Genomic DNA, 22882 nt, shown 5'->3' with positions numbered 1-22882 from the left:
GGAACGCGCCACGCATTCGATGTCGTCCTGGCGAAAGCCAGGACCCATTACCCCAACTGCTCGTTGTTGCACGAAGCTGGGGCCACGATCTCGTTCACAATCGAATTCGGCGGCTATGGGTCCTGGCTTTCGCCAGGACGACGAGAATGGTTGCAGCGGGCGGCGCAACAAACTCACTGTCGTCCCTGCGAAAGCACTAGGTGGTGTGGACACTAGCGCATCCATAGAACAATGGCTGCGAGGGTGATGACGGCGCGATAATTTCGGGCGGTCTTTTCGAAGCGGGTTGCGACGCGTCGGAACTGCTTGAGCTTTGAGAAGCAGCATTCGACGAGATGACGCTGGGCGTAGAGGTGCTTGTCGAGCGGATATTTGAGCGCGCGTGACGGGTTGTTGGGAATGACGGCGATCGCGCCTTTGGCAACAATGGCTTGGCGCAGATGATCGGCGTCATAGGCGGTGTCGGCCATGACGACCTCGGCGGATAAGCCTTCGATCAATGCGGCGGCTTGCGGTGCATCGCCCTTCTGACCTGCGGTAAGCGTGAACCGCACCGGACATCCCAAGCCTCGAACGGCCATATGTATCTTGGTGCTCAGGCCCCCGCGCGAGCGACCGATCGCTTGATCTTCAGACCCCCCTTTTTGGCGCCGGCGGCGTGCTGATGCGCCCGAACAATGGTGGAATCGACGATCAGATATTCGAAGTCCGGATCATCGGACATCGCCTCGAAGATCCGCCACCAAACACCCTTGATGCTCCATCGGCTGAAGCGCCGGAACACGCTGTTCCAATCGCCAAAGACCTCCGGGAGATCGCGCCAGGGAGACCCCGTACGCACGATCCACAGCACACCTTCCACGAACATCCGGTTGTCGCGCCCGGTGGAGCCCTTCTGATCGGGGCGCCCTATGATCAGCGGCGCCATCCGCTCCCACGCCGCGTCGCTCAATACCAAACGGTCCATCACTCCCAAGGCGGCCTCCCAAAAGCAGCCTTGAATCTGATTTGCTCCTAAAAGGGAATCCTTAGAGTCCACACCACCTAGGGCATGCACAGATCTCTGAGGCTCCATCCGGTGGCGACAGCGTGGAAGTATTCGAGGCCGTTCTTGAACGTGATCGGGCCTGGCGGCTTGGACGAAGGATAGCCATCCCATCCGCCGAGGCGGCCGATGATCCATGCGGCCCATGCGAGGCAGTCTGGCGGATGCGGATTCTTGAGCCGTTTGCTGCTGGTTTCGAGCTGCTGATTGAGGGCGACGAGGGCAGCGACCTCGCCAGGATTGAAGACGATGTGGAGCGGCTGCCGACTGCCGTTGCGCGCTTGCAGGAGCTGGATGGTGATGACGGCGGCCTTGGCGGCGATGGCGACCAGCTTGAGGAGCCGGTCGGCGGAGGCGATCTGGCTGTCTTCGAGCCTGAAACCTTGGGTTTTGAGGACGCGGAAGAACTGCTCGATGAGCCAGCGCTGCTTGTACCACTCAACGATCCGCCAGGCGTCTTCAGCCTTGGCAATCGGGTGAGAGGTGAGGAGCCGCCAATGCAGCGGCTCGACGCTGGAGGCGCCGACCTCGCGCACGTCGACGACGGCCAGCGGCAGGTTTTGGGGCAAATGGCGCAGGAACTTGGTCTGGGGTCGGGCAAGCTCGATGGCGCCAAAGCGCAGCTCGAGCTGAACCTGACGCGCAGGTCGCGACGCGCGGGCAGGCAACTGGATGGCGCGCTGATCCACCGCAGCCATGGCATCGCTGACCGCATACAGGCCGCTCGCGTCGGCCAGTTTGCGATCATGCATGCTGCGGGCGATCACGTGGCATTGCTGCTCGGCCGCGCTGGCATACAGGGCAAAGATGTCGCTCTCGCGGTCACCGATCACGGTCACCATCGCAGCGCCGGCGAGCAGTGGCTTGGCGGCGATCACAGTAGACATCCAGCGCTGCGATTCCTTGTCCGACAGCTCGCGCAGGTCGTGCGAGACGGTGCGGCGGCCCTCGCGCGTCCACACCTCGCCGCTCAAAAGGCCGAGGCAGGTGCCGGCGTCCGCATCCACCGCCAGCATCGGATGCAGCAGCACGCCGTAGCTGTTGCCCTTGGCGATCTCTCCGAGCCCGCGCCGGCGTTGCGGCGTGGTGTTGAAGTGGATCTCGCTGGTGTCCTGGATCGCCAACACATGGCGGCCCACGACCGCTGCAACCGTGCTTTCGCTCCAGCTTTCGATGATCCGCTCCGCTGTTACCTTGGTGTTGCCGAGGAAGCGGTTGAACCGCACCTCCAGCGCGCGGTCACCCTTGCAAAGTCGCCGCAGGCAGACGTCCTTGCCCGCGACCATGCGTCCGACGAACGCCGCCCCCCTTTGTCGAGACGACGATCCCCGAATCTGCCCAACGTCCAGTCGATCCGCAACAACATGCTGACACTCCGTCCAAACCGAAGTGCCGTAATAGGAATCACATCAATGGGCGATTCTGGAATCCCCCCAGCCCGCCCCGAGTCAATCCGCCACACCAGATCTGTGCATGCCATAGTGCGAAAGCAGGGACCCATAACCACAAATGCCAATTTTGGGGCGATGCTGGAACGACGAGCCCCTTCAACAAGGTACGCCGCGGCGTATGGGTCCCTGCTTTCGCAGGGACGACGGCTGTGGGCGTCGCGCCGGCGGCGTAATCCATGCCGCCACGCCACCCTCACTTGATCAGCGCCTCGACCTCCTTGCGGAACGCCTCGCGCGACCCGTCGCGGGAGTAGAACATGTGGCCGCCGGGATAGACCGCGAGCCTGGTGCGGCTCGGACCCGCGAAGGCCGGCAGCTGGTCGAGGATGATCTTTGAGGCGAAATACGGCGTCGCGAGATCGAACAGGCCGTGACCGATCAGGAGCTTCAGCTTGGGGTCGAGCGCCAGCATCTGGCGCAGCTGCGTCACCGACTCCGGCGGGCTGATGCCGTGGCCGAACTCCCAGCCCTTGTTCACGCTTTCGCTGAGCAGATGATAGGAGCCGTCCGGCCGCCAGTTCAGTCTGCGCGTGGTGAGATCGACGGCGGCGCTGGTCAGCGGCGCCATCAGCGGATCGCCGGACGGATCGTTGAAGCGGAAGGAGCTGGAGTCCGGATAGGGATCGAAGCCTTCGATCGAGGCATCGTAGCGGCCGGTCACCTTGCCGTTCTTGCGATCGAACTCGCGGCGGAATTCGCCGATGTCGAAGCGGCCGGCGAGCCTGCGGCTCACCGCCTGATCGATGCCGGTCAGGCTTGCGACCTTGTCGGCGAGCCGCGCGGTGGCCTCGGCATCGGCCTGCCCCTTGACGAGGTCGAGCAGGAAATCGCCGCGCGCATAGTTCTCGACGTCGGCGAGATCGTCCCGCGTCACCGGCCCCTTCGCCTGCCGCGCGACCGCCGTCATGGTCGGCAGGCTCGCGACATATTGCAGGAGGCTGGAGCCGGTATAGTCGCGGAAATCCAGCACCGGCGAGATCAGGATCAGGCCGCGCACGCCGACACCCTGCTGCATTTGCAGATTGCGCACCACCTTGGGTCCGCGAATGCCGCCATAGCTTTCGCCGGCGACGTATTTCGGCGAGGTCAGCCGGTCGTATTTCTCCAGCCAGCGGCGGATCACCAGCGCGACCGAATTGGCATCGCCATCGACGGTGAAGAAGCGCTTGCGCGCATCCTCCGACGTGGTGACGAAACGGCTGTAGCCGGTGCCGACGGGATCGATGAAGACAAGATCAGTGAAATCGAGCCAGGTGTCGGCATTCGGCTGCAGCTCGGGCGAGGCCGACGACACCGCTCCGTCGAACGGCAGTCGCCACGGCCCGACATTGCCGAATTGCAGCCAGGCGGACGCGGAGCCCGGCCCGCCGTTGAACAGGAACGTCACCGGCCGGCTTGTCTTCTCGGCGCCGTCGAGCTGGTAGGACGTGTAGGCGATGTCGGCGAGCGGCTCGCCCTTGTCGTCGAACACGCGGATCGAGCCCGCGGTCGCGCTGAAGGCGAGCGTACGACCGGGCAGCGCGACCGATTGCTTGGTCGTGGAATCCGGCGGCAGGCGGTGCTGCTCGGCGGCGGGCGTGTTGGCCGCGGCGTTGGCGCCGGAGCCCGTCTCGCCACGCCCTGGCCGTCCCTTCTGACCGCTCGGGTTCTGACCGCCTGGGGCCTGCGCGCTCGGCGACGGCGATGGCTGCGGGGTCTCGTCGTCGGCCCGCGCCGCGGTTGCGAGGCAGGCCACCAGCAACGCCGCGGTGAGCCGTGTCGCAAAACTGTTAGCCATGCCGTTACTCCCTGGGCCGACATTTACGCATATCACCAGCGAACTGCGCTAGTCTTGCGGCACCCGTTGGGCATCGGGTCTCTCACGGGACCATCTCGACAAGGCCGCCCGGGATGTATAGACGAGCGCGGCGTGTTCCGTGCCAAACGAGTTCGTGAGCGATGGCTAGCTCCAAGCGGTATGACAAGATCGCCTTCGTCGCCAGCGCGAGCGCGGAAGCGCAGACGGCGCTCGAGCAGCTGACTGCGATGTACGGCAACCATCGGGCGGCCGATGCCGACGTCGTGGTTGCGCTCGGCGGCGACGGATTGATGCTGCAGACGCTGCACGCCAACATGCGCAGCGGCAAGCCGATCTACGGCATGCACCGCGGCACCGTCGGCTTCCTGATGAACGAATATTCGACACACGATCTGCGCGCGCGGCTGGCGGCTTCGCGGGAGTCGCTGATCAATCCGCTCCTGATGCGCGCGACCGACATCCACGGCGCGGTGCATCTGCATCACGCCATCAACGAGGTCGCGCTGTTCCGGCAGACCTACCAGGTCGCCAAGCTGCGCATCCTGATCGATGAGCACGAGCGGATGCCCGAGCTGATGGCCGACGGCATCCTGGTGGCGACGCCCGCCGGATCGACCGCCTACAATCTCTCCGCCCAAGGGCCGATCCTGCCGATCAACGCGGCGCTGCTGGCGCTGACCCCGATCAGCGCATTCCGGCCGCGGCGCTGGCGCGGCGCACTGCTGCCGAATTCCGCCTTCGTGGTGATCGAGGTGATCGAGGAGGAGAAGCGCCCGGTCGCCGCGGTCGCCGACCATGACGAGGTCCGCGACGTCCGCCGGGTCGAAGTCTTGTCCGACAAGACGATCGCGATGCGGATGCTGTTCGACCCTGGCCACTCGCTCGAAGAGCGCATCCTGCGCGAGCAGTTCGGCTACTGATGGCGCGCCGGCCCGCCCCTTGCCCCCTTGCCCGGCAACCAATCATTAACCGCGGGCGGGATATGGTTAACGCTGGGTAATACCGCATTGGCCCGGTATGCCCCTTCGGGACCGGACCATGTATCGCATCGATTTCAACAAGCTGCGATTTTTGATTTGCGACGACAATCCGCACATGCGCCGCATCCTGCGGACGCTTTTGCATTCGTTCGGCGCGCGCGAGGTCTATGAAGCCGAGGACGGCGCCACCGCGCTCGAGATGTACACTCACTACGTGCCCGACATCGTCATCACCGACTGGTCGATGCCGATCTTCGACGGGCTCGAACTCGCGCAGATGATCCGGCAGCCGGAATCCAAGGGCAATCCCTACGCGCCGATCATCATGCTGACCGGCCATTCCGAGAAGCGCCGCGTCACCGTGGCGCGCGATGCCGGCGTCACCGAATTCCTGGCCAAGCCGATCTCGGCCAAGGGCCTTTATCAGCGCATCATGAACGTGGTCGCCAATCCGCGCCCGTTCATCAAGACCAAAACCTATTTCGGCCCCGACCGCCGCCGCAACACCACCAACACCTATATCGGCCCCGAACGCCGTGGCAGTGGCGAGGTCGAGGTGCTGCAACAGCCGTCGCTGCTCGAAAAGGCCCGCTCGACCATCTAGGACACCGTCATGGCAAAAGACAAATCCGGGACGATCGAGGTCAAGAGTTTCGGCACCCACCATGTCATCACGCAGCCGAATCCGCTGCGCAAGATGCTGCTGCGCGTCCCCGAGAGCGATCTCGACGACCCGGTCGGCCGCGCCGAGAAGGCGCTCGCCGGGCTGTCGAGCGAGTTCAAGGAATGGATGACGATCGAGGCCGACCGCCTCTCCGCCGCCCACGCCACCGTGCTGCGCGAGGGCTTCAACGACAAGACCCGCGATGAGCTGTTCCGCGCCGCGCACGACATCAAGGGCGATGCCGCGACATTCGGTTATCCCTCGGCGGCCGCGGCGGCCGAAAGCCTGTGCCGCATCATCGAGCACGCACCCGACCTCGCCGCGGTGCCGGCGCAGCTGATTGCCCACCACATCAACGCCGTGCAGGCGATCGTACGGAACCGCACCAAGCTCGATACCGCCGTCGTTGCCGGCGTGCTGAGCAAGCAGCTCCGCGGCATCACCGACGAGTTCCTGACCCACGCCAATCGCGACCGCCCCGAGCATCTCGAGGCCATCCTCGCGCCGAGCATCGCACCTGGCGAATAGCAGCGCGCCGCGGCGGTGGCCACGGCTTCAATCATCGTCAATCAAGGGAAACGCGGCTGTCAGGCCGCGATCAGATCGTCGTCGTAGGGCAGCACCGCGACCGCGTCTTCCGCGGCGAGCTCCGCGCAGAACATGCGCGCATCCTCGCGCGCCGATTCGGTCGCAAAGCGGCGCAGCAGGATCAGCAGCGGCTCGGCGGCCGAATGGTCGGTCTCGCAATGGGTCAGCACGCGCTCGACCATGCGGCGATGCAGCCGCGCCGCACCGTCGCCGCTGTCGACATAGCCGACCTCGTGGCTGGCCTCGAGCGCGACGCGGAACGCCGCGTAGGTGGATTCCGGCAGGCCGGCGCGCCGCAGCAGCGCCTGCAGGCCGTTGCCGCCGCGGTCGTTCAGGAGCGCGGAAACGCGGCCATAGGGCAGTCCGGACAGTTCGGCGAGCGCGGCTCCGAACAGGTCGAGATTGCCCGACAGCAGCGCGCGCAGGATCAGCCCGGCGGTGAGCTGGCCGGTGGTGCGCAGATGCGTGATCAGGTTCTGCATGTCGTCGCCGAAGGCGCGCGCGGCGATATTCACCGTGGAGCGCTCCTTCGCCTCGCCGGCGATGCGGTCGGCGCGGTCGGCGCCGAGCCAGTTTCGCGCGACGACGAATTGCGCCAGCGTGTCGGAGAGCTTCGCGACCAGCGCGAGCCGCGTCGCGGACGGCAGGTCTTCCAGCTGCAGCATCGATTCCCTGATGGCTGCGAGATGGCCGTGGCGCTCGACGATGCGGTCCCAGGAGAACGGCGCGAGCCCGGCGTAGGGATTCTCGATCAGCTCGAGCGCGGCCGCCGCCGAGCCGACCTCGGCGATCGCCGCGGCGACCGAGGCCGGCAGATTGGCGCGGCGCGCGATCGCGCACTGCATCTCGTCGGAGCCGGTCGCGACGATGTCGACAAGGTCGGCATCGATCAGCAACGGTGAATGCTCCAGCACCGGCAGCGCGATCGCCGGCTGATCGGCCGACAGCGCCTGCACGATCGTAGCCGGCGCCTCCGCGCTGTATGCGAACACCTCGGCCATCGCCTGGCGCACCAGCGGCGACGGGTCGTCGAGCAGCATCAGCAGCGCGCCCTCGGCTGCGATGCGGTCGTCCTCGGTGAGATCCGAAATGAGCCAGGCCCGGGCCAACGCCCGCGTCGCCTCTGCCCGCTCGCCTGCTGGAGCGGTCCTAATCCAACTAATGAACTGCCGAACGATCATGGTCCTGCCGGCTTACGCAACGAGACGGCATCGACATACGACGCCACTACAAGGAAAAATAAACCATGACGCTTAACAAAGGGTTCACCATAAACATTTGGGATTATTGACGTTTCGTTAAGATGGCCAGGGCGCACCGACGCGCCTGCAAAACCGGCAACGCTAGCCGTTGCTGAAGGTGCCGTTCGGGTCGCTGAACAGGTCAAGCCGCCCGGGCGCGCGGACCTTTGGCGTCGCCGACGCGGTCAGCGAGCCGGAGTTGCCCCACAGTTCCTGCACCGCCGGCGAGATCGGCTCCGCACGGTCGCCGCCCTGGTAGAGCGAGCGGAAGGCCGGCGCCGGCTGCGCCGATGCGACGGCCGAGGTCGCACCGGTCGATGAGGCCGCACGGGCATTCGGGAAGGTCGAAAGATAGGACGCGGTGTCCATGGTCAGCGCCTGTGTCGGCGTAGCGCTTGCGATCGCATTGGGGCTCATGGTGCCGCCGCCCGCCGCGGCAAAGGCCGTGCGCGTGTCGCTTGAATTCGCAGCCGCAGCGTAGCGTGTGGTCAGGACCGAATAGACCTGGCTGACGCTGCGCGCACTGCCCGACTTGTCGTAGAAGATCGACTGGTTGGCGGCCGCCGCCTTCGGAAACATCGCAGCCGCATTGGCGCTCGGACTGTCCTCGGCGCTCGAGATCAGCTTGCCGGCGCCGCCGACCCCCATGAAATGCGCCATATAGAGCTCGGCATCGGTCGGACGACGGCCGAGCGTGCCGGTGAGCTTGAAGCTGTTGGATTGCGTCAGCACCGCCGCCATCGACGACGCCGCATCGGGATCGTCGCGCAACTTCATGACTGCGTTGCGCGCGGAGGGATCGCTGACCGAATAGCTGCCGTCGGAGTTCTTGGTGATGGCGTCGGCATACTGGCCGTAGCCGAGCTGGCTTCCGGCCTCCTTGACCGTGCCGAGCCAGGTCTGGTCGATGAATTGATAAAGTCCATGCGCCGACGAGGTCGTGGCGCCGGCCCGCGGATTGAAATTGGATTCCATCTTCGCGGTGGTCAGCAGATATTCGAAGCTCGTGCCGGTGGTCGCGGCCGCCTGCTTGATCGAACCGGCGACCTTCAGGCGCGAAGCATCGACACCTGCCGAAGCCGTCGCATTGAAGAGGTCGACCGCCATCTGTCCGGGTGCCTTGCTGGGCGCCGGCAATCGGCACCCATGTCCTGTTAACCTGCCGTAATTATGGTTAACGGCAGGTTAATGTCGCTCACGGCTGGGCCTCGTAGTAGTGCGCAACCTGGTCGATCTCCTCGGCGGTCATCTGGCGGGCGATGTTGCGCATCTGTTGGCTGATGTCATTGCGGCGGGCCCCGGAGGCAAAGGCCTCGAGCTGTGCCTTGATGTAGATTGCCGACTGGCCGCCGAGCCAGGGGCTTCCCGCCTTGTTGTCGATATCGCCGTGGCAGGAGCCGCAGGGCGGGATGTTGCGCATCGGGGCACCCGTCACCACCACCGCCGGCGCGGCACGTCCGGCATCCAAATTGTCCGAAGGCACCCGCGGCAGATAGGCGTAGTAGGCCGCAACGTCCTTCATGTCCTGGTCGCTCATCGCCGCCGCGAACGGGCTCATCACGACGCTGACCCGCGCGCCGGACTTGAAGTCATTGAGCTCCTTGTACGTCACCGCGGCAAACTGCCCGGCGAGGTTCGGTGAATGGGCGTCGCTGACACCCTGCGGTCCGTGGCAGATCGCGCAACGCTGCGCCAGCGTCGCGCCCCGCCCGATCGAGACCTGATTGACCTTCGTCAGCATCTCCGACGTCATGACCACATTGGAGGTCTTGAAATCCGGCTTGACGCCGGCCTCCTGCACCGCGGCACGCGGCACGCCGGCCGCGCTGCAGATCGCGTCCCAGACACCGGCAAGCTTGAGGTTGGGTTGAGCCAGCGGCAGCCAGATCAGGCCCGCAACGGCCGACAGCACGGCAATAGCGGCCGTGACGCCGACGCTGATGCCGAACCACGGATTTCGCGGGGAGAACAGCTGTTGATCACTCATCGGCTGGCTCCGACATAGACCGCAGGCACGCTGGTCTCGTTCAGCGTCATCAGTTGCGCGATCGGGAAACCATAGTTCACCACGGTGAGGCCGACCATCAAGGCAAGCCACAGGCCGAATGAGTTGAGCGCCACCGGAATCCGCGCCGGCATGTGCAACGGCACCGCGAAGCGATATGCACCCGCCTCGCCGCGCGCGCCGAATTGGCCGCGGATCAGCACCAGCAGGAACACAAGGCCTGACAGCAGCAGGATGAATCCACCGATCGCCGACATCGCAACCGAGAAGGCCTGCGGCGAGATCGCCGGGTTGGCATAGTCGTAGTACGCCATACGGCGCGGCATGCCGAGGATGCCGACATAGTGCCACGGGAAGGTGGTCACGATCATGCCGATGAACCACAGCCAGAGCTGCGTGCGCATCAGGCCGAAACTGTCCAGCGCGCGGCCGGTTAGATGCGGCCACAGATCGTAGGCGATGGCAAAATACATGATCACGATGGCGCCGCCGAAGATCAGGTGGAAATGGCCGGTGATCCACTGCGTGTTGTGCACCGAGGCGTCGAGCTGGTAGCTCATGTTGATGATACCGCCGGCGCCGCCGAAACCGAGCATGACCAGCGACAGCGCGGTCGCCAGCATGATCGGGTTGGACCATGGCAGCGCCCTGATCCAGCCGAATGCGCCGCGGCCGCCACGGAGGCGACTTGCGATCTCCGCCGACGCGCAGATCGTGAACACCGTGAGGAGTGTCGGCAACGTCACCAGGCCGGTAAACACCGAATGCATGAACTTGAATCCGGCGCCGACCTGCGGGTCGGCGAACAGATGATGCACGCCGATCGGCATCGCCACCACGACGAACAGGATGAATGCAATCCGTGCCATGGCGTCGCTATAGAGCCGGCCGCCGATCGCGCGCGGGAAGATCGTGTAATAGGCGATGTAGGTCGGGACCAGCCAGAAATAGACAATGGCGTGCAGAGTCCACGAGAAGAAGACGCGCGCCAGCCCCGCATCGATCGTCGACTTGAGTCCAAGCGCCACAGGCAGGATCTGGAACAGGATTTCGAGCGCTGCACCGACCGCGGTCCAGCCCCAGAGCAATGAGCCCGCGACATTGGCGTACATCGCAAGCGGCACCGGCTTGCCCGGGTTCTCGCGCTTCCAGATCGCGAAATTGGTCACCATCAGCGCGACCCAGATCCATGAGCCGACCACGACCATGACGACGCCGATGTAATAGAAGGGATTGCCGACCATCGGCGGATAGAAGGTGTAGAGCACCGAGGCGAGCCCGAGCGACACCGGAATCATCGCGACAACGGCGCCGACGGCGACCAGGAAGAAGCCGGCCCAGGCCCAGCGCCGTCCAATCAGCGCCTTCTCCAGCGACGCTTCGGTGATCGCATAGCCGAAGCCCATCGCGATCAGCGTCGGGAATACGTAACCCATCGCCGAGCCGTGCGCGGTGACCGAGCGATAGTAGAATTCCGGATTGAAGTGCCAGGCGTTCAACGGGCTGCGCACGAACATCTGCCAGGCACCGAGCACCAGGGCGACGCCGAACACGATGAAGGCGAGCCAGAAATGCGCTGCTATCAGCCGCTTGTTAGTCAACACAGGTCAGCCTCCGCTTCGCTGCGGCCATGTCACGGAACGCGGCCTTGTCGACCACCTTGACCTTGCCCCACATGCCCTGGTGGCCAATGCCGCAGAATTCCTGGCATGGCATCACGTGATCGCCCGGCGCCTTGAAGCGCACCGGCAGTGCCGTGACGTAGCCCGGCACCAGCATCGTGTTGATGTTGGTGCCCTCGATCAGGAATCCGTGGACGACATCCGCGCTGGTGGCGCGGAAGGTGACCGGGGTCTCCGCCGGTACCACGACGCATTGCGGCGTGAAGGAATATTGCTGGCCGATGGCGCGCACGGTGACCGAACCGTCGGCCTCCATTTCGCTGCCGAGATTGCTCTCGGTGAATTCGCCGGACAGATGCAACGTCTTGGGATCGGCCGTTTCGACCCGGCCCTGCGGCATCGTCGCCTGATGAATGCCGATATAGGCCGCCATGCCGACCAGCAGGCCGACAATGACGATCGACAGCGTCGCCCAGCGCCGCTCGATCCGTGCGGCAACCGCCTCGCCGAGGCTGTGGTCCGTCTCGGTCGCCATCAGGGAACGCTCCGCGGCAGGAAGACAAACAGATAGAACGCAAACCACAAGCCGACCACGATGGCCGTCGCAACGCCCGCGACCGCGACCGCGCCGCCCGGGCCCGCGCGAACGATGGTCTCGATGGCCTCGTCCTCCGGGACGGATGCAGGCGGTTGCGGCGAAGATGAGTTGATCATGACCGCGTTCCCCTAGAGCGCGATGGGATCAGGTTGAATCGTCATCACGCCCTGGCTCCTTGTTTGAGCATGATCTTTTCGGAAAACCGCTTCGCACTTTTCCGGATCATGCTTTAGTTCAGCGTTGCCGCACGCAGTTCGTTGGCCTGCCGCGCCGACACCGGCTCGCCGCGATTGCCCCAGGCCGTCCGAATGTAGGTCACGACAGCCGCGACCTCGTCGTCCGACAGCTTCTGAGCGAATGGCGGCATGCCGTGCGGCATCGGATTTCCCGACGTGCCCGGCGGATAACCGCCATTGAGCACCATGCGGATGGGATTGACGGCGGAAACCATCTGGATCGACTGGTTGCCGGCGAGTGGCGGATAGTCCGGCGGCATGCCCTGCCCGGTCGCGCCATGGCAGCTGGCGCATTCGCGGTCATAGATCGGCTTGCCGAAGGAGAGCAGCAGGCTGCTCTCGGCTGACGGCAGCGGCGTCGAGGGCTTCTCAGGCGAGCCGCGCTGCGCAAGGCCCTTCAGATAGATCGCCATCGCGCGCACGTCGTCGTCATTGAGATATTGCAGGCTGTTGTAGACGACCTCGGCCATCGGCCCGTACACGGCGCCCTTGGCGGAGACGCCCTTGCGCAGATAGTCGACGATCTCCTCGATCGTCCAATCGCCGAGGCCCGTCTCCTTGTTCGACGTCAAGGAGGGCGCATACCAGTTCTGCATCGGGATCAGGCCCCCCTCGAAGGCCTGCGATTGCGAGCTGCCGCCGAGCGCGTTGATCGGGGTATGACACATGCCGCAATGGCCGAGCCCTTCGACGAGATAAGCGCCCCGGTTCCACTCGGCGGACTTGCCCGGATCCGGCTTGAACTCGCCTTCCCTGAAGAACAGCGTGCGCCAGCCGAGAATCAGCGAGCGGTTGTTGAACGGGAATGTCAGGTCGTGCGGCTTGTTGAGCTGCCTGACCGGCGGCACGGTGCGCAGGTAGGCGTAGATCGCGTCGCTGTCTTCGCGCGTCACCTGGGTATAGGAGGCGAACGGCATCGCCGGATAGACCAGGCCGCCGTCGGGGAAGCGGCCATTGTGCATCATCTGGTAGAACTGATCCGACGTCCACGTGCCGATCCCGGTCTGCGGGTCGGGCGTGATGTTCGACGTATAGAGCGTGCCGAACGGCGTCTTCATCGGAAGGCCTCCGGCGAAGGTCTTGCCTTCGCGCGCCGTGTGGCAGGCGATGCAATCGCCGGCGCGCGCGAGATACTCGCCCTTGGCGATCACGGCCGGATCGGCCGCCTTCTGCTGTGCGAGTGCGGCGATGGGCGCGAATGCGAGCATCAATCCGACCAGCAGTCCTGTAGAGGTTCGCGACATCTGCACGATCCCTTCAGTGCGGTTCGCTGCCGCATTCGAGCGGCATCGGCAGGCTGCCTCGCGGCGAGAAGGACGGATCCGCCGGCGCCGGGCGCGACGACAAATAGGCAGCCACTGCCTTCACGTCGTCCTCCGTCAGCAGGCTCGCGACGATCTGCATGCAATCGGGGGCGAGCGCGGTCCGCGTGCCGTAGCGCCAGCCGCCGAGCTGGCCGCTGATATAGGCCGCGCGCAGGCCCAGCAGGCCCGGAATGCCGGGCTCCATGCCGCCCAGTGCCGGACCATGACAGGCCGAACAGGGCGGAATACCGTGCTGCGGATCGCCGTTCTTCACGATCGCTTCGCCCCGCGCCAGGATCTCCTTGCTGTCGACCGGCGGGACCGGCGGCGGAAATGCCGGCCGGAGCGACGCGAAATACTCGGCGATCTTCTTCAGATAATCGTCGGTCTGAAACTCCAGCAGGTAGTTCATCGGCGGATATTTCCGCCGTCCATCCCTGAACGCGATCAGCTGGTTGTAGAGGTAGCCGGCCGGCTTGCCGGCGAGACGCGGAAAATAGGCGTCGCTGGTGCCCTCGCCTTCGGCGCCGTGACAGGGCGCACAGGCAAGGACGCGCGCGGCCATCGTATCGGGCGCACGCTCCGCCGTTTGCGATTGCGCCGCGCCGACCGGCAATACAACCCAGGCAAGAAACCCAACAAGCGGTATCAGACGATGCGCCACGACTCACCCCCAGCGCGACGACGATGTGCAATTACTTGCACACAGCCGAACAGGAGGCAACGAAGTGCACCACTTCGACGCATCGCGTTTGATTTAGATCAACGCTCTATTTGCGATAGACCTGCGCCGGATCGAACATCCGGTCGGCATCGACGAACGACAGGCTAATGTCACCGCCCTCGGTCTTCACCGCGCGATAGAAGCAGGAGCGCCGCCCGGTGTGGCAGGCAGCGCCGATCTGCTCGACCTTGATCCACACCGCGTCCTGATCGCAATCCATCCGGATCTCGATCACGCGCTGGGTCTGGCCCGAGCTCTCGCCCTTGCGCCACAGCGCATTGCGCGAGCGGCTGAAGTACCATCCTTCGCCGGTCGCGATCGTCTTGCGCAGGGCTTCGTCGTTCATGTGCGCGACCATCAGCACGTCGCCGGTCGCGGCATCGGTCGCGACGCAGGTCACAAGACCTGTCGCGTCGAATTTGGGCTGGAAGGCCAGCCCTTCTTCGCGGTCGTGATCGTGGTTCGATGCGGACACGGAAAACCTCGCTTGAGAAAATGCGAGGTTACCGGTTCGGTCCTCGCACCAGGGACAGGAAACGCTGCTGCTCCGCCGGATTGTCGCGGAACATGCCGGTGAAGCGGCTGGTGAAGGTCGATGCGCCATGCTTGGCGACGCCGCGCACCGACATGCAGGTATGCTCCGCCTCGATCAGCACGGCAACGCCGCGAGGCTTCAGCACCTCGTCGATCGCGGCCGCAACCTGCGCCGTGAGATGCTCCTGGGTCTGCAGGCGGCGGGCGAAGATGTCGGTCAGCCGCGCCAGCTTGGAGAGGCCCACGACGCGCTCCACCGGCGTGTAGGCGATATGCGCCTTGCCGTAGAACGGCATCATGTGATGCTCGCACTGCGAGGTGAATTCGATGTCGCGGACCAGGACGAAATCGTCGTAGCCGGCGGTCTCGCCGAAGGTGCGGTTCAGCACTTCGGCCGGGCACTGATGATAGCCCTGATAGAGCTCGTCATAGGCCTCGACGACGCGGCGCGGCGTGTCGAGCAGGCCCTCGCGGCCGGTGTTTTCGCCGATATAGGCGAGCAGCGTCTTCACGGCGTCCTCGGCCTCCGCCCGCGACGGGCGCGGCTGATCGGCACGGACGGCCGCCGACAGGAATTCTGCAGGGTCGAGCTCGGTGGCCTTCGCATCGGCCGGCTTGTTGGCGCGAATCGGTTTGATCAAGGCGTCCATGTCTTCTCCGTTCGACCGGCCAGGCATTTGCCTTTGGGCCGGATGTGTCACCGGGCAGACGGGGCGGATCTTCGAACCGCCGGGCGCCTGAGTCCCATCTTTGTAGCACCGCCGCGGCGCAAGTGGCCCGCGGTGGAAGCATAGCCGGGCTATGTTTCGGACGATGCCGTTCATATATAGGACGGTGAAACCCAGCCGCCAAGAGCGCCCGGCACGGCCGGAACCAGGCATCTGTCCCCATGCTGAACGACATTTATAACAAGCGGATCATTGAGTTGGCCGGCAATATTCCGCGCCTCGGACGACTGGCCGAGCCGGACGCCAGTGCCACCGCCCACTCGAAATTGTGCGGCTCGACCGTCAAGGTCGACCTCAAGATGGACGGCCCTGTCGTGACGGACTTCGCCCACGACGTGAAGGCCTGCGCGCTCGGCCAGGCCTCCTCCTCGATCATGGCGAGCCATGTGGTGGGGTCGACCGCGGACGAACTGCGCGAATTGCGCGAGACCGTCCGCAAGATGCTCAAGGAAAATGGCCAGCCTCCGCAGGGCGGCAAATGGGCCGACATCGCGCTGCTCGAGCCGGTTCGCGACTACAAGGCCCGCCACGCCTCCACGCTACTGACCTTCGACGCCGTGGTCGATGCGATCGGTCAGATCGAGGCCAAGGCTAAGCAGCCGGCGTAAGCCCGGCTACCAGCCTGAACCCTACTGCGACGGCTGGACCGGCGCCGGCGCGGCGGTGCCGCCGGTCGGCACCACGGCCTCGGCGGTCTTGGTCGCCTTCGCGGCCTGCGGCAGTGCCTCACCCTCCATCGCGCTGCTGACGAAACGATCGCCGTTCTTCGGCTTTGCCTCGGCGACCGGGATCGCGTTGTCCTGCCGCGGCAGCACGTCGGCGACCGCATCCGTGGTGACGAGATTGGTCAGCCGCAATTCAGCCGCCGACAATTCGTGCAGGTCTTCCCACGGCGGCACGCTGAGTGCGAGCGACAACAGCTCACCTGCGCCACCCATATCGAAGGTGTATTTGGCGAGACGGCCGATATCGCGCTCGACGATCATCAGGTCCTGCGCGGTGTAGCTGGCGGCCTTCGCGTCATCGGCGCGGTCGCCCATCCAGATTTGATGCACCCGGATGTGCGCGGCCGGTGGAACATAGCGCGTCTTGCCAGACAACAGCAGGAACACGCACATCGACTCGCAATAGGCATCCGGCAGCACGCTGGCGCGGTCGCCTTGCGCGACCTGATTGACAACGCTGGTGCCGACCGTGGTCAGCGCGCCGAGACCGCGGAAGCGGCGGCCGAGCGCGATCGCGTCGTTGACCGAGCCGCCGCTGGAGTCGAGCACGATGGTCGCGCCGTTGAGCTGGCGGCTGCGCGCGAACTCGTCGAATTCCTTGGGGCTGTCGGCCGTGATGATGCCGACCGCCGACACCCAGCCGCGGCAATTCGGCTGGCAGGCGATCCAGCTGAACTTCATCGGCAGCTTGCGTTCTTCGAGGGTCGAGCTGGTCTGCGTGGAGTTCCCCGCCCATGTGGCGGTGCCGGAAACCGCGAAGCAAAGGGCAACGGCGCCCGTGAGCACCCAACTGCGCAACGAAAGCGAGTTCGCGAGCCTCAATTTGGTTCCTTCCCCCAAGCCCTCGGTGGTGATGCGAGCGGTGGCAATGGCCCCATGGCAACGCGCCACGAATCTGTCATCGGCGCGTAATGGGAACGGTAGCGTTGCTGATCCGGACCGTCCATAGAGCCCTTGCTGCAGCGCCACCGGTGCTGTGCAATACTGGCCAACTGTGGCGTAAATATCTGCAATTGAACAGTTCCTTAGCTTGGAACCCCCGCAAGATTACGTACATACTTGGGTATGTCACCGACCGATCATTCAACGACACACGATCCGCGATGCACGGAATGTGCCAGCGCCATGCGCCGCATGCCGCGCAATTTCGGCCGTGCCTTGATCTGGATCTACCGGCACACGCTGTCGCCGCTGGTCGGCTACAACTGCCGGCATCTGCCGACCTGCTCGGTCTATGGCGATGAGGCGATCGAACGCTTCGGACTATGGGCCGGTGGATGGATGACGCTGGCAAGATTGCTGCGCTGCCAGCCATGGGGAACCTCCGGCATCGATAATATTCCGCAGACGAGGCCGCCTGGGGCGCACTGGTACCTGCCCTGGCGCTACGGCCGCTGGCGCGGCGTCAACGACAGTTGATCGATTGCTGCGGCGCTCCCAAACGCGGCGCACATTGCTGCCCGGCGGAACTGTGGCGATACTTGGCGCATTGTTTCATTGCCCGCATGGGATCCCCTCGGGGAGGAAACAAAAATGCGCTGGAAACTCAGCCACAACGGGCACGATCCCCGGCAGATCGATTTGCTGGCCGTGCTTGCCCTGCTCGTCGTGATCGTTGCCGCCTACGGCTACTTCACCCACAATTCGAACAAGCCGAGCACGACGGCATTCATCGTGCCCAGCCAGAGCGTGAAGTGGTGACGCGCCACGTCTCACGCGAACCGGCACCTACCTTGCTCGAGTTCCCGAGCGCGTCAGCCGCGAGGCTCACTCGGCCGCGGCCGTGCGCCCGGTCGGACGCGGCCGCGTGATGAGCACGACCGCAAGGGCCGCGGCGACGAAGGCCGTGGCCACGTAGCCCGCGCTGTAGAGCCATTCGCGCGCAAACAGCAATCCGCCGATCGCGGAGCCGATGGCCTGGCCGATGTAGAGCACCGAGGTGTTGAGCGAGACCGACGCCGACGCGAGCGTCGGCGCCGCACCGACCAGGCGCACCTGCTGCATCGAATTGGTCGACGCAAAGCCGAGGCCCCACACCGCAACCGAGGCGGCCATCAATGCGTAGGCACCGGCGCTCAGTGCCCAGCCGCCCACGCCGGCGAGCAGCAGCACGGTGAACAGCACCGACGTCTTCCAGGCGCCCCAGGAATCCACGATGCGGGTCGCGATCGCAATGCCGACGAACCCGAAGATGCCGTAGAGCGCGAACACGATCCCGACGGCGTCCGCATTGGCGCCGGTCAATTTGCCGAGCAGCGGCCCCATGAAGGTGAACACCACGAACTGGCCGGACATCTGCAACGTCGTGACCGACAGCAGCAGGATGACGGTCGGATTGCGGCCGAGATCGGCCCAGGTCCTCAAGTCGACCGGCGCGCCATGCAATCCGCCGGGCAGCTGCCACCACAGCAGCAGGCAGCTCACGAGCCCGGTCAGCGCAATCGCGCCATAGGTCGCGCGAAAACCGTAACGGCTTGCGATGAAGGTGATCAACGGCAGCCCGATCGCAGCGGCGAGCGACCAGCCGAGGAAGATATAGGCGATCGTGCTGCCGCGCTTCTCCACCGGCACGATCAGCGCCGCGGTGCCGGCCGCCTGTGGCGTGTAGAGGACACCGATCGCGAGCATCACCAGGCGGATGATCAAGAGACTGTCGTAGTCCGGTGCGAAGGCCGATGCCGCATTGGTCAGCGTCAGCACCAGCAGCGTCGCCGTCAGCAGCGCGCGCCGTTCGAACCGGCTGGTCAGCCACGCCGTCGCCGGCGAGCCGACGCATAGCACGATCGCGCCGAAGGTGATCAGGAGACCCGCGGTGTGGATCGTGACGCCGAGCCCGCTCGAAAGCTCCGCCAGCATGCCGGCCGGCGCCAGCACCGAGCAGCCGGTGACGATATTGCCGAGCATCAATGCGGTGGGAGCGAAGCGTTTCACGCCGCGTTGATAGCAGACCCCGAAATCAATGCAACTGCATCTAAATGCATAGCACGTGATCGATGGCACGTGATCGGATGACGCCTCTTGCGCTCACGGCGCCGGCGATGCGGCCGGCACCGCGTTGACGCTCGGCGAAACAGCTGTCGGCAACGGGCTCGCAGGCTTCGGGCCGGCGCTCGTTGCCGGGCACGATGCCAATAGCTGCGTCCAGCCCTGCTCCAGTCCGGTCGTGTCGATATCGAATGTCGCGAAGTCAGGCTTGAGATCTGACTTGGTATCGGACTTGCCGTCCGATGACGGCGTGCTTTCGCCGATCTGCAGATGCGGGACCGCCAACATCGCCTTGACGATGTCCGAGGTCACCGGATCGCTCCAGACCTCGTATTTGCCGAACCGCGCCGGCAATCTGCCGAACGCGATCGCCCTGGTGGTGCCGGCCATCATCACCACCGTGCTCTTGCCGGCGGCGCCCTCGTCGAACTCGCGCACGAACATCAGCCGCCCGCGATCCTTGTTCTCGCAGAACAGGCGCCACTCCATCATGCGGAACGAGCTGCCGTCGCCCTTCTTCTGCTGCGCGATCTTGCGGATATAGGGCCGGGTTTCCTTCTCGACCGCCCACAGCGTTTCCGGCAACGGCCGCGCATCGATTCCGAATCGATAGAGTTCCGGCCGCGTCAACACGTGCAGGTCCTCGAACTTCACGGTCCGGATCAGGTTGCTGAGTTCATGATTGATCCCCATCGCCGCGAGGAACAGGTTGCGATCGCGATCGGCACTCACCATCTCACGCCGCCTGAAGTCGGCGACGACCTGCGGCGGCGGGTGCCCGTGGACGACGAACATCAGCTTGGAGTTATGCACCGCGAGCACCGAGTCGGGCGCCACTTCACGGTCGGTCGCGCCCAGGAACAGATAGGCGCAGGCCGAAACGCACATCGCGTTGCGCGTGGTGAGTTCGGCCTCGACCTCCCCTTTCACAGCCTTGATCTTCTGGCAGGCGGCGTCGATCTGCGTGCCCGCGGAACAGGCGCCCACGCTGGTGCGGCCGACCCGGGCAATCGCCTTGCGTGCACGCAGAAACCGCGCGATCGCATAGGACTGCTCGACGTTTCCGCCCGGCGAGTGAACGTAGATCGGAAGCAGCGGGTCCTTGACGGCAAGCAGGAAGCTGCGAATCCGCGCCGCGGCATTCCGATCGATCTCGCCTTCGATCGCGATCCAGCGATCACAACCGGCGCCGCAGGCATTCGCCGGTCCCTTGGCGAGGTAGATGGTCAGCCGCTTCGCAAACCCGGCCTTCTCCACCGGTGCTTCTTCCGCCCGCAAGATGCCCGGGACCAGAAGCAACGCTACGAAAAACAGGAGACGGGAAAACATGAACCTTGCGGATCGCGCGATGGCGGGAAAGTGGACATTCGACGTTAAACGATGATCGGCAGCGTCGCAACGCTTGGTGCCGCCAGATGCAGGCGAGCTTCTCTCGAATGGGTGCGGCCGGGGGCCCCATTTTCTTGATATTGCCGGATTGCAGGCGTCAAATCCCCTGCTATACCGCTGCTTTCCGCTTACCTGCGCTCGTTCGCAGGAGTGAGCTACAGGAGACATCGATGGCAGACACGCCCAAATCCGAGTCCGGATTCCAATACAGCCTCTCTAACCTCAAACCTGCAGAACCCGTGAACAAAATCGCCCTCACCTTCCCTGATGGAGCGAGGCGCGATTTCCCGAGAGGGACGACCGGCCTCGACATCGCCAAAGGCATTTCGCCCTCGCTCGCCAAGCGCACCGTCGCGATGGCGCTCGACGGCACGCTCGCCGACCTCAACGATTCGATCGAAGCCGACGCCAAGATCGAGTTGATCAACCGTGAAGACCCCCGCGCGCTGGAACTGATCCGGCACGATGCCGCGCACGTGCTCGCCGAAGCCGTGCAGTCGCTGTGGCCGGGCACACAGGTCACGATCGGTCCGGTGATCGAGAACGGCTTCTACTACGACTTCTTCCGCAATGAGCCGTTCACCCCGGAAGATTTTGCCGCCATCGAGAAGCGGATGCGCGAGATCGTCGCGCGCGACAAGCCGTTCACCAAGGAGGTCTGGGACCGCGAGAAGACCAAGCAGGTGTTCCGCGACAAGGGCGAGGCCTTCAAGGTCGAGCTGGTCGACGCGATTCCCGGCAACGAGCCGATCAAGATCTATTTCCAGGGCGACTGGTTCGATCTCTGCCGCGGCCCGCACATGACCTCGACCGGCAAGATCGGCAACGCCTTCAAGCTGATGAAGGTGGCCGGCGCCTATTGGCGCGGCGATTCCAACAATCCGATGCTGACCCGCATCTACGGCACGGCATTCGCCAGGCAGGAAGATCTCGACGCCTACCTCAAGCAGATCGAGGAAGCCGAGAAGCGCGACCACCGCAAGCTCGGCCGCGAGCTCGACCTGTTCCACTTCCAGGAAGAAGGCCCCGGCGTGGTGTTCTGGCACCCGAAGGGCTGGACCATCTTCCAGCAGCTGATCGCCTATATGCGGCGCCGGCTGCTCGGCGACTACAGTGAGGTCAATGCGCCGCAGATCCTCGACAAGGTGCTGTGGGAGACCTCGGGCCACTGGGACTGGTACCGCGAGAACATGTTCGCGGCGCAATCCGCCGGCGACGAGGCCGAGGACAAGCGCTGGTTCGCGCTGAAGCCGATGAACTGCCCGGGCCACGTGCAGATATTCAAGCATGGGCTGAAGAGCTACCGCGACCTGCCCTTGCGGCTCGCCGAGTTCGGCGTGGTGCATCGCTACGAGCCGTCGGGCGCGATGCACGGCCTGATGCGGGTGCGCGGTTTCACCCAGGACGACGCCCACGTGTTCTGCACCGAACAGCAGCTCGCCGATGAGTGTCTCAAGATCAACGAGCTGATCCTGTCGACCTATGCCGATTTCGGCTTCGACGGCGAGCTCACGGTCAAGCTCTCGACGCGGCCCGAGAAGCGGGTCGGCACCGACGAGATGTGGGATCACGCCGAGCGCGTGATGGCGACCGTGCTGTCGGAGATCAAGGCCAAGGGCAGCAACCGGATCCGCACCGAGATCAACCCGGGCGAAGGCGCGTTCTACGGGCCGAAGTTCGAATATGTTCTGCGCGATGCCATCGGCCGCGACTGGCAGTGCGGCACGACGCAGGTCGACTTCAACCTGCCGGAACGCTTCGGCGCGTTCTACATCGATCACGACGGCTCGAAGAAGGCGCCGGTCATGGTGCACCGCGCGATCTGCGGCTCGATGGAGCGCTTCATCGGCATCCTGATCGAGCACTACGCCGGCAACTTCCCGCTCTGGCTGGCGCCGACCCAGCTCGTGGTCACGACCATCACCTCCGAGGGCGACGAGTACGCCAAGGTGGTGGCGGCCGCGGCGCGCCGCGCTGGCCTGCGCGTCGAGATCGACCTGCGCAACGAGAAGATCAACTACAAGGTCCGCGAGCACTCGCTGGCCAAGATCCCGGCCCTGCTGGTCGTCGGCAAGAAGGAAGCCGAGACGCATTCGGTCTCGGTCCGCCGGCTCGGCAGCGAGCGCCAGACCGTGATGCCGACCGATGAAGCGATCGCCGCACTGGTGGATGAAGCGACACCGCCGGACGTGAAACGGGCGCGATCCGTCGCCTGATCTTCACAATCGGTCTAAACTGGCTTTCGCTGGCTTGGTCGTGCCCCCA

23 protein-coding genes are annotated in these 22882 nt (G+C 64.8%); 7 read left to right on the top strand and 16 right to left on the bottom strand.

Annotated features, from left to right (window positions below):
- Positions 1-212 precede the first annotated feature (212 nt).
- The 3 genes from ACE10Z_RS19205 to ACE10Z_RS19195 all read right to left on the bottom strand — a co-directional run bounded on the left by ACE10Z_RS19205 (position 213) and on the right by ACE10Z_RS19195 (position 4273).
- A protein-coding gene (locus ACE10Z_RS19205) for an IS5 family transposase (protein WP_375789853.1) occupies positions 213-976 on the bottom strand; the annotation gives its coding sequence in 2 pieces (ribosomal slippage) (positions 213-638 and positions 641-976; 762 coding nt in all).
- A 68-nt stretch (positions 977-1044) separates the two neighbouring features.
- Positions 1045-2331 carry an IS4 family transposase gene (locus ACE10Z_RS19200; protein ID WP_375783368.1) on the bottom strand — a complete coding sequence of 429 codons (1287 nt, stop codon included), beginning with the start codon at positions 2329-2331 and terminating at the stop codon, positions 1045-1047.
- Positions 2332-2689: 358 nt separating this feature from the next.
- Positions 2690-4273, bottom strand: a complete 1584-nt coding sequence (locus ACE10Z_RS19195; RefSeq protein ID WP_375789299.1) for a S10 family peptidase — start codon at positions 4271-4273, stop codon at positions 2690-2692.
- A gap of 161 nt (positions 4274-4434) precedes the next feature.
- Here ACE10Z_RS19195 and ACE10Z_RS19190 point away from each other — a divergent pair, with 161 nt between their 5' ends.
- The 3 genes from ACE10Z_RS19190 (at position 4435) to ACE10Z_RS19180 (ending at position 6466) form a co-directional block, all read left to right on the top strand.
- Complete coding sequence (locus tag ACE10Z_RS19190; protein WP_375789298.1) at positions 4435-5214, top strand: NAD kinase; 780 nt, start codon at positions 4435-4437, stop codon at positions 5212-5214.
- A gap of 118 nt (positions 5215-5332) precedes the next feature.
- Positions 5333-5878, top strand: coding sequence for a response regulator (locus ACE10Z_RS19185; RefSeq protein ID WP_024582417.1), 546 nt, complete (start codon positions 5333-5335; stop codon positions 5876-5878).
- A 9-nt stretch (positions 5879-5887) separates the two neighbouring features.
- Positions 5888-6466, top strand: a complete 579-nt coding sequence (locus ACE10Z_RS19180) for an Hpt domain-containing protein (RefSeq protein WP_375789297.1) — start codon at positions 5888-5890, stop codon at positions 6464-6466.
- 59 nt (positions 6467-6525) lie between these two features.
- Here ACE10Z_RS19180 and ACE10Z_RS19175 read toward each other — a convergent pair whose 3' ends face one another.
- The 10 genes from ACE10Z_RS19175 to folE all read right to left on the bottom strand — a co-directional run bounded on the left by ACE10Z_RS19175 (position 6526) and on the right by folE (position 15440).
- Positions 6526-7707 (bottom strand): DUF2336 domain-containing protein, encoded by a 1182-nt coding sequence (locus ACE10Z_RS19175; RefSeq protein ID WP_375789296.1) that lies wholly within the window; start codon positions 7705-7707, stop codon positions 6526-6528.
- A 162-nt stretch (positions 7708-7869) separates the two neighbouring features.
- On the bottom strand, positions 7870-8874 hold the full coding sequence (locus tag ACE10Z_RS19170; RefSeq protein ID WP_375789295.1) for a transglycosylase SLT domain-containing protein: 1005 nt from the start codon (positions 8872-8874) through the stop codon (positions 7870-7872).
- Positions 8875-8962: 88 nt separating this feature from the next.
- Positions 8963-9754 (bottom strand): c-type cytochrome, encoded by a 792-nt coding sequence (locus tag ACE10Z_RS19165; RefSeq protein ID WP_375789294.1) that lies wholly within the window; start codon positions 9752-9754, stop codon positions 8963-8965.
- Positions 9751-11376: a b(o/a)3-type cytochrome-c oxidase subunit 1 gene (locus ACE10Z_RS19160; RefSeq protein ID WP_375789293.1), complete on the bottom strand. Its 1626-nt coding sequence runs from the start codon at positions 11374-11376 to the stop codon at positions 9751-9753. Before ACE10Z_RS19160 ends, ACE10Z_RS19165 begins: the two co-directional genes overlap by 4 nt.
- Entirely contained in the window at positions 11366-11929 is a 564-nt protein-coding gene (locus tag ACE10Z_RS19155; protein ID WP_375789292.1) for a cytochrome C oxidase subunit II, read from the bottom strand. Before ACE10Z_RS19155 ends, ACE10Z_RS19160 begins: the two co-directional genes overlap by 11 nt.
- The gene (locus tag ACE10Z_RS19150; RefSeq protein ID WP_375789291.1) at positions 11929-12108 is read right to left on the bottom strand and encodes a hypothetical protein; all 180 of its coding nucleotides are present in this window, start codon (positions 12106-12108) and stop codon (positions 11929-11931) included. The genes ACE10Z_RS19155 and ACE10Z_RS19150 overlap by 1 nt, the downstream gene beginning before the upstream one ends.
- A gap of 113 nt (positions 12109-12221) precedes the next feature.
- Positions 12222-13436, bottom strand: coding sequence for a c-type cytochrome (locus tag ACE10Z_RS19145; RefSeq protein ID WP_375789876.1), 1215 nt, complete (start codon positions 13434-13436; stop codon positions 12222-12224).
- A 49-nt stretch (positions 13437-13485) separates the two neighbouring features.
- Positions 13486-14097 carry a c-type cytochrome gene (locus ACE10Z_RS19140; RefSeq protein WP_375789875.1) on the bottom strand — a complete coding sequence of 204 codons (612 nt, stop codon included), beginning with the start codon at positions 14095-14097 and terminating at the stop codon, positions 13486-13488.
- A 205-nt stretch (positions 14098-14302) separates the two neighbouring features.
- The gene (gene hisI / locus ACE10Z_RS19135; protein WP_375789290.1) at positions 14303-14731 is read right to left on the bottom strand and encodes a phosphoribosyl-AMP cyclohydrolase; all 429 of its coding nucleotides are present in this window, start codon (positions 14729-14731) and stop codon (positions 14303-14305) included.
- 28 nt (positions 14732-14759) lie between these two features.
- Complete coding sequence (folE, locus tag ACE10Z_RS19130) at positions 14760-15440, bottom strand: GTP cyclohydrolase I FolE (protein ID WP_375789289.1); 681 nt, start codon at positions 15438-15440, stop codon at positions 14760-14762.
- 239 nt (positions 15441-15679) lie between these two features.
- Between folE and ACE10Z_RS19125 the strand changes: the two genes are divergently transcribed.
- A complete protein-coding gene (locus tag ACE10Z_RS19125; RefSeq protein ID WP_029080129.1) occupies positions 15680-16126 on the top strand; it encodes an iron-sulfur cluster assembly scaffold protein in 447 nt (148 codons plus the stop codon).
- A 21-nt stretch (positions 16127-16147) separates the two neighbouring features.
- On the opposite strand, the gene ACE10Z_RS19120 is transcribed toward ACE10Z_RS19125, so the two are convergent.
- Complete coding sequence (locus tag ACE10Z_RS19120; RefSeq protein ID WP_375789288.1) at positions 16148-17065, bottom strand: hypothetical protein; 918 nt, start codon at positions 17063-17065, stop codon at positions 16148-16150.
- 303 nt (positions 17066-17368) lie between these two features.
- Here ACE10Z_RS19120 and yidD point away from each other — a divergent pair, with 303 nt between their 5' ends.
- Together yidD and ACE10Z_RS19110 are read left to right on the top strand one after the other, a co-directional pair.
- Positions 17369-17662, top strand: coding sequence for a membrane protein insertion efficiency factor YidD (gene yidD, locus ACE10Z_RS19115; protein WP_375789287.1), 294 nt, complete (start codon positions 17369-17371; stop codon positions 17660-17662).
- A 114-nt stretch (positions 17663-17776) separates the two neighbouring features.
- The gene (locus tag ACE10Z_RS19110) at positions 17777-17944 is read left to right on the top strand and encodes a hypothetical protein (protein ID WP_194460632.1); all 168 of its coding nucleotides are present in this window, start codon (positions 17777-17779) and stop codon (positions 17942-17944) included.
- Between the two features lie 66 nt (positions 17945-18010).
- On the opposite strand, the gene ACE10Z_RS19105 is transcribed toward ACE10Z_RS19110, so the two are convergent.
- A complete protein-coding gene (locus tag ACE10Z_RS19105; RefSeq protein ID WP_375789874.1) occupies positions 18011-19147 on the bottom strand; it encodes an MFS transporter in 1137 nt (378 codons plus the stop codon).
- 120 nt (positions 19148-19267) lie between these two features.
- A complete protein-coding gene (locus ACE10Z_RS19100) occupies positions 19268-20557 on the bottom strand; it encodes an ATP-dependent Clp protease proteolytic subunit (RefSeq protein ID WP_375789286.1) in 1290 nt (429 codons plus the stop codon).
- Positions 20558-20787: 230 nt separating this feature from the next.
- Between ACE10Z_RS19100 and thrS the strand changes: the two genes are divergently transcribed.
- Complete coding sequence (gene thrS, locus ACE10Z_RS19095) at positions 20788-22833, top strand: threonine--tRNA ligase (protein ID WP_375789285.1); 2046 nt, start codon at positions 20788-20790, stop codon at positions 22831-22833.
- Positions 22834-22882: the final 49 nt, after the last annotated feature.

It is taken from the genome of Bradyrhizobium sp. Pha-3, assembly GCF_042258615.1.
GTDB lineage: Bacteria > Pseudomonadota > Alphaproteobacteria > Rhizobiales > Xanthobacteraceae > Bradyrhizobium.
The sequence above is the reverse complement of the archived record's forward strand: the minus strand, read 5'-3'. Positions and strand labels throughout refer to the sequence as shown.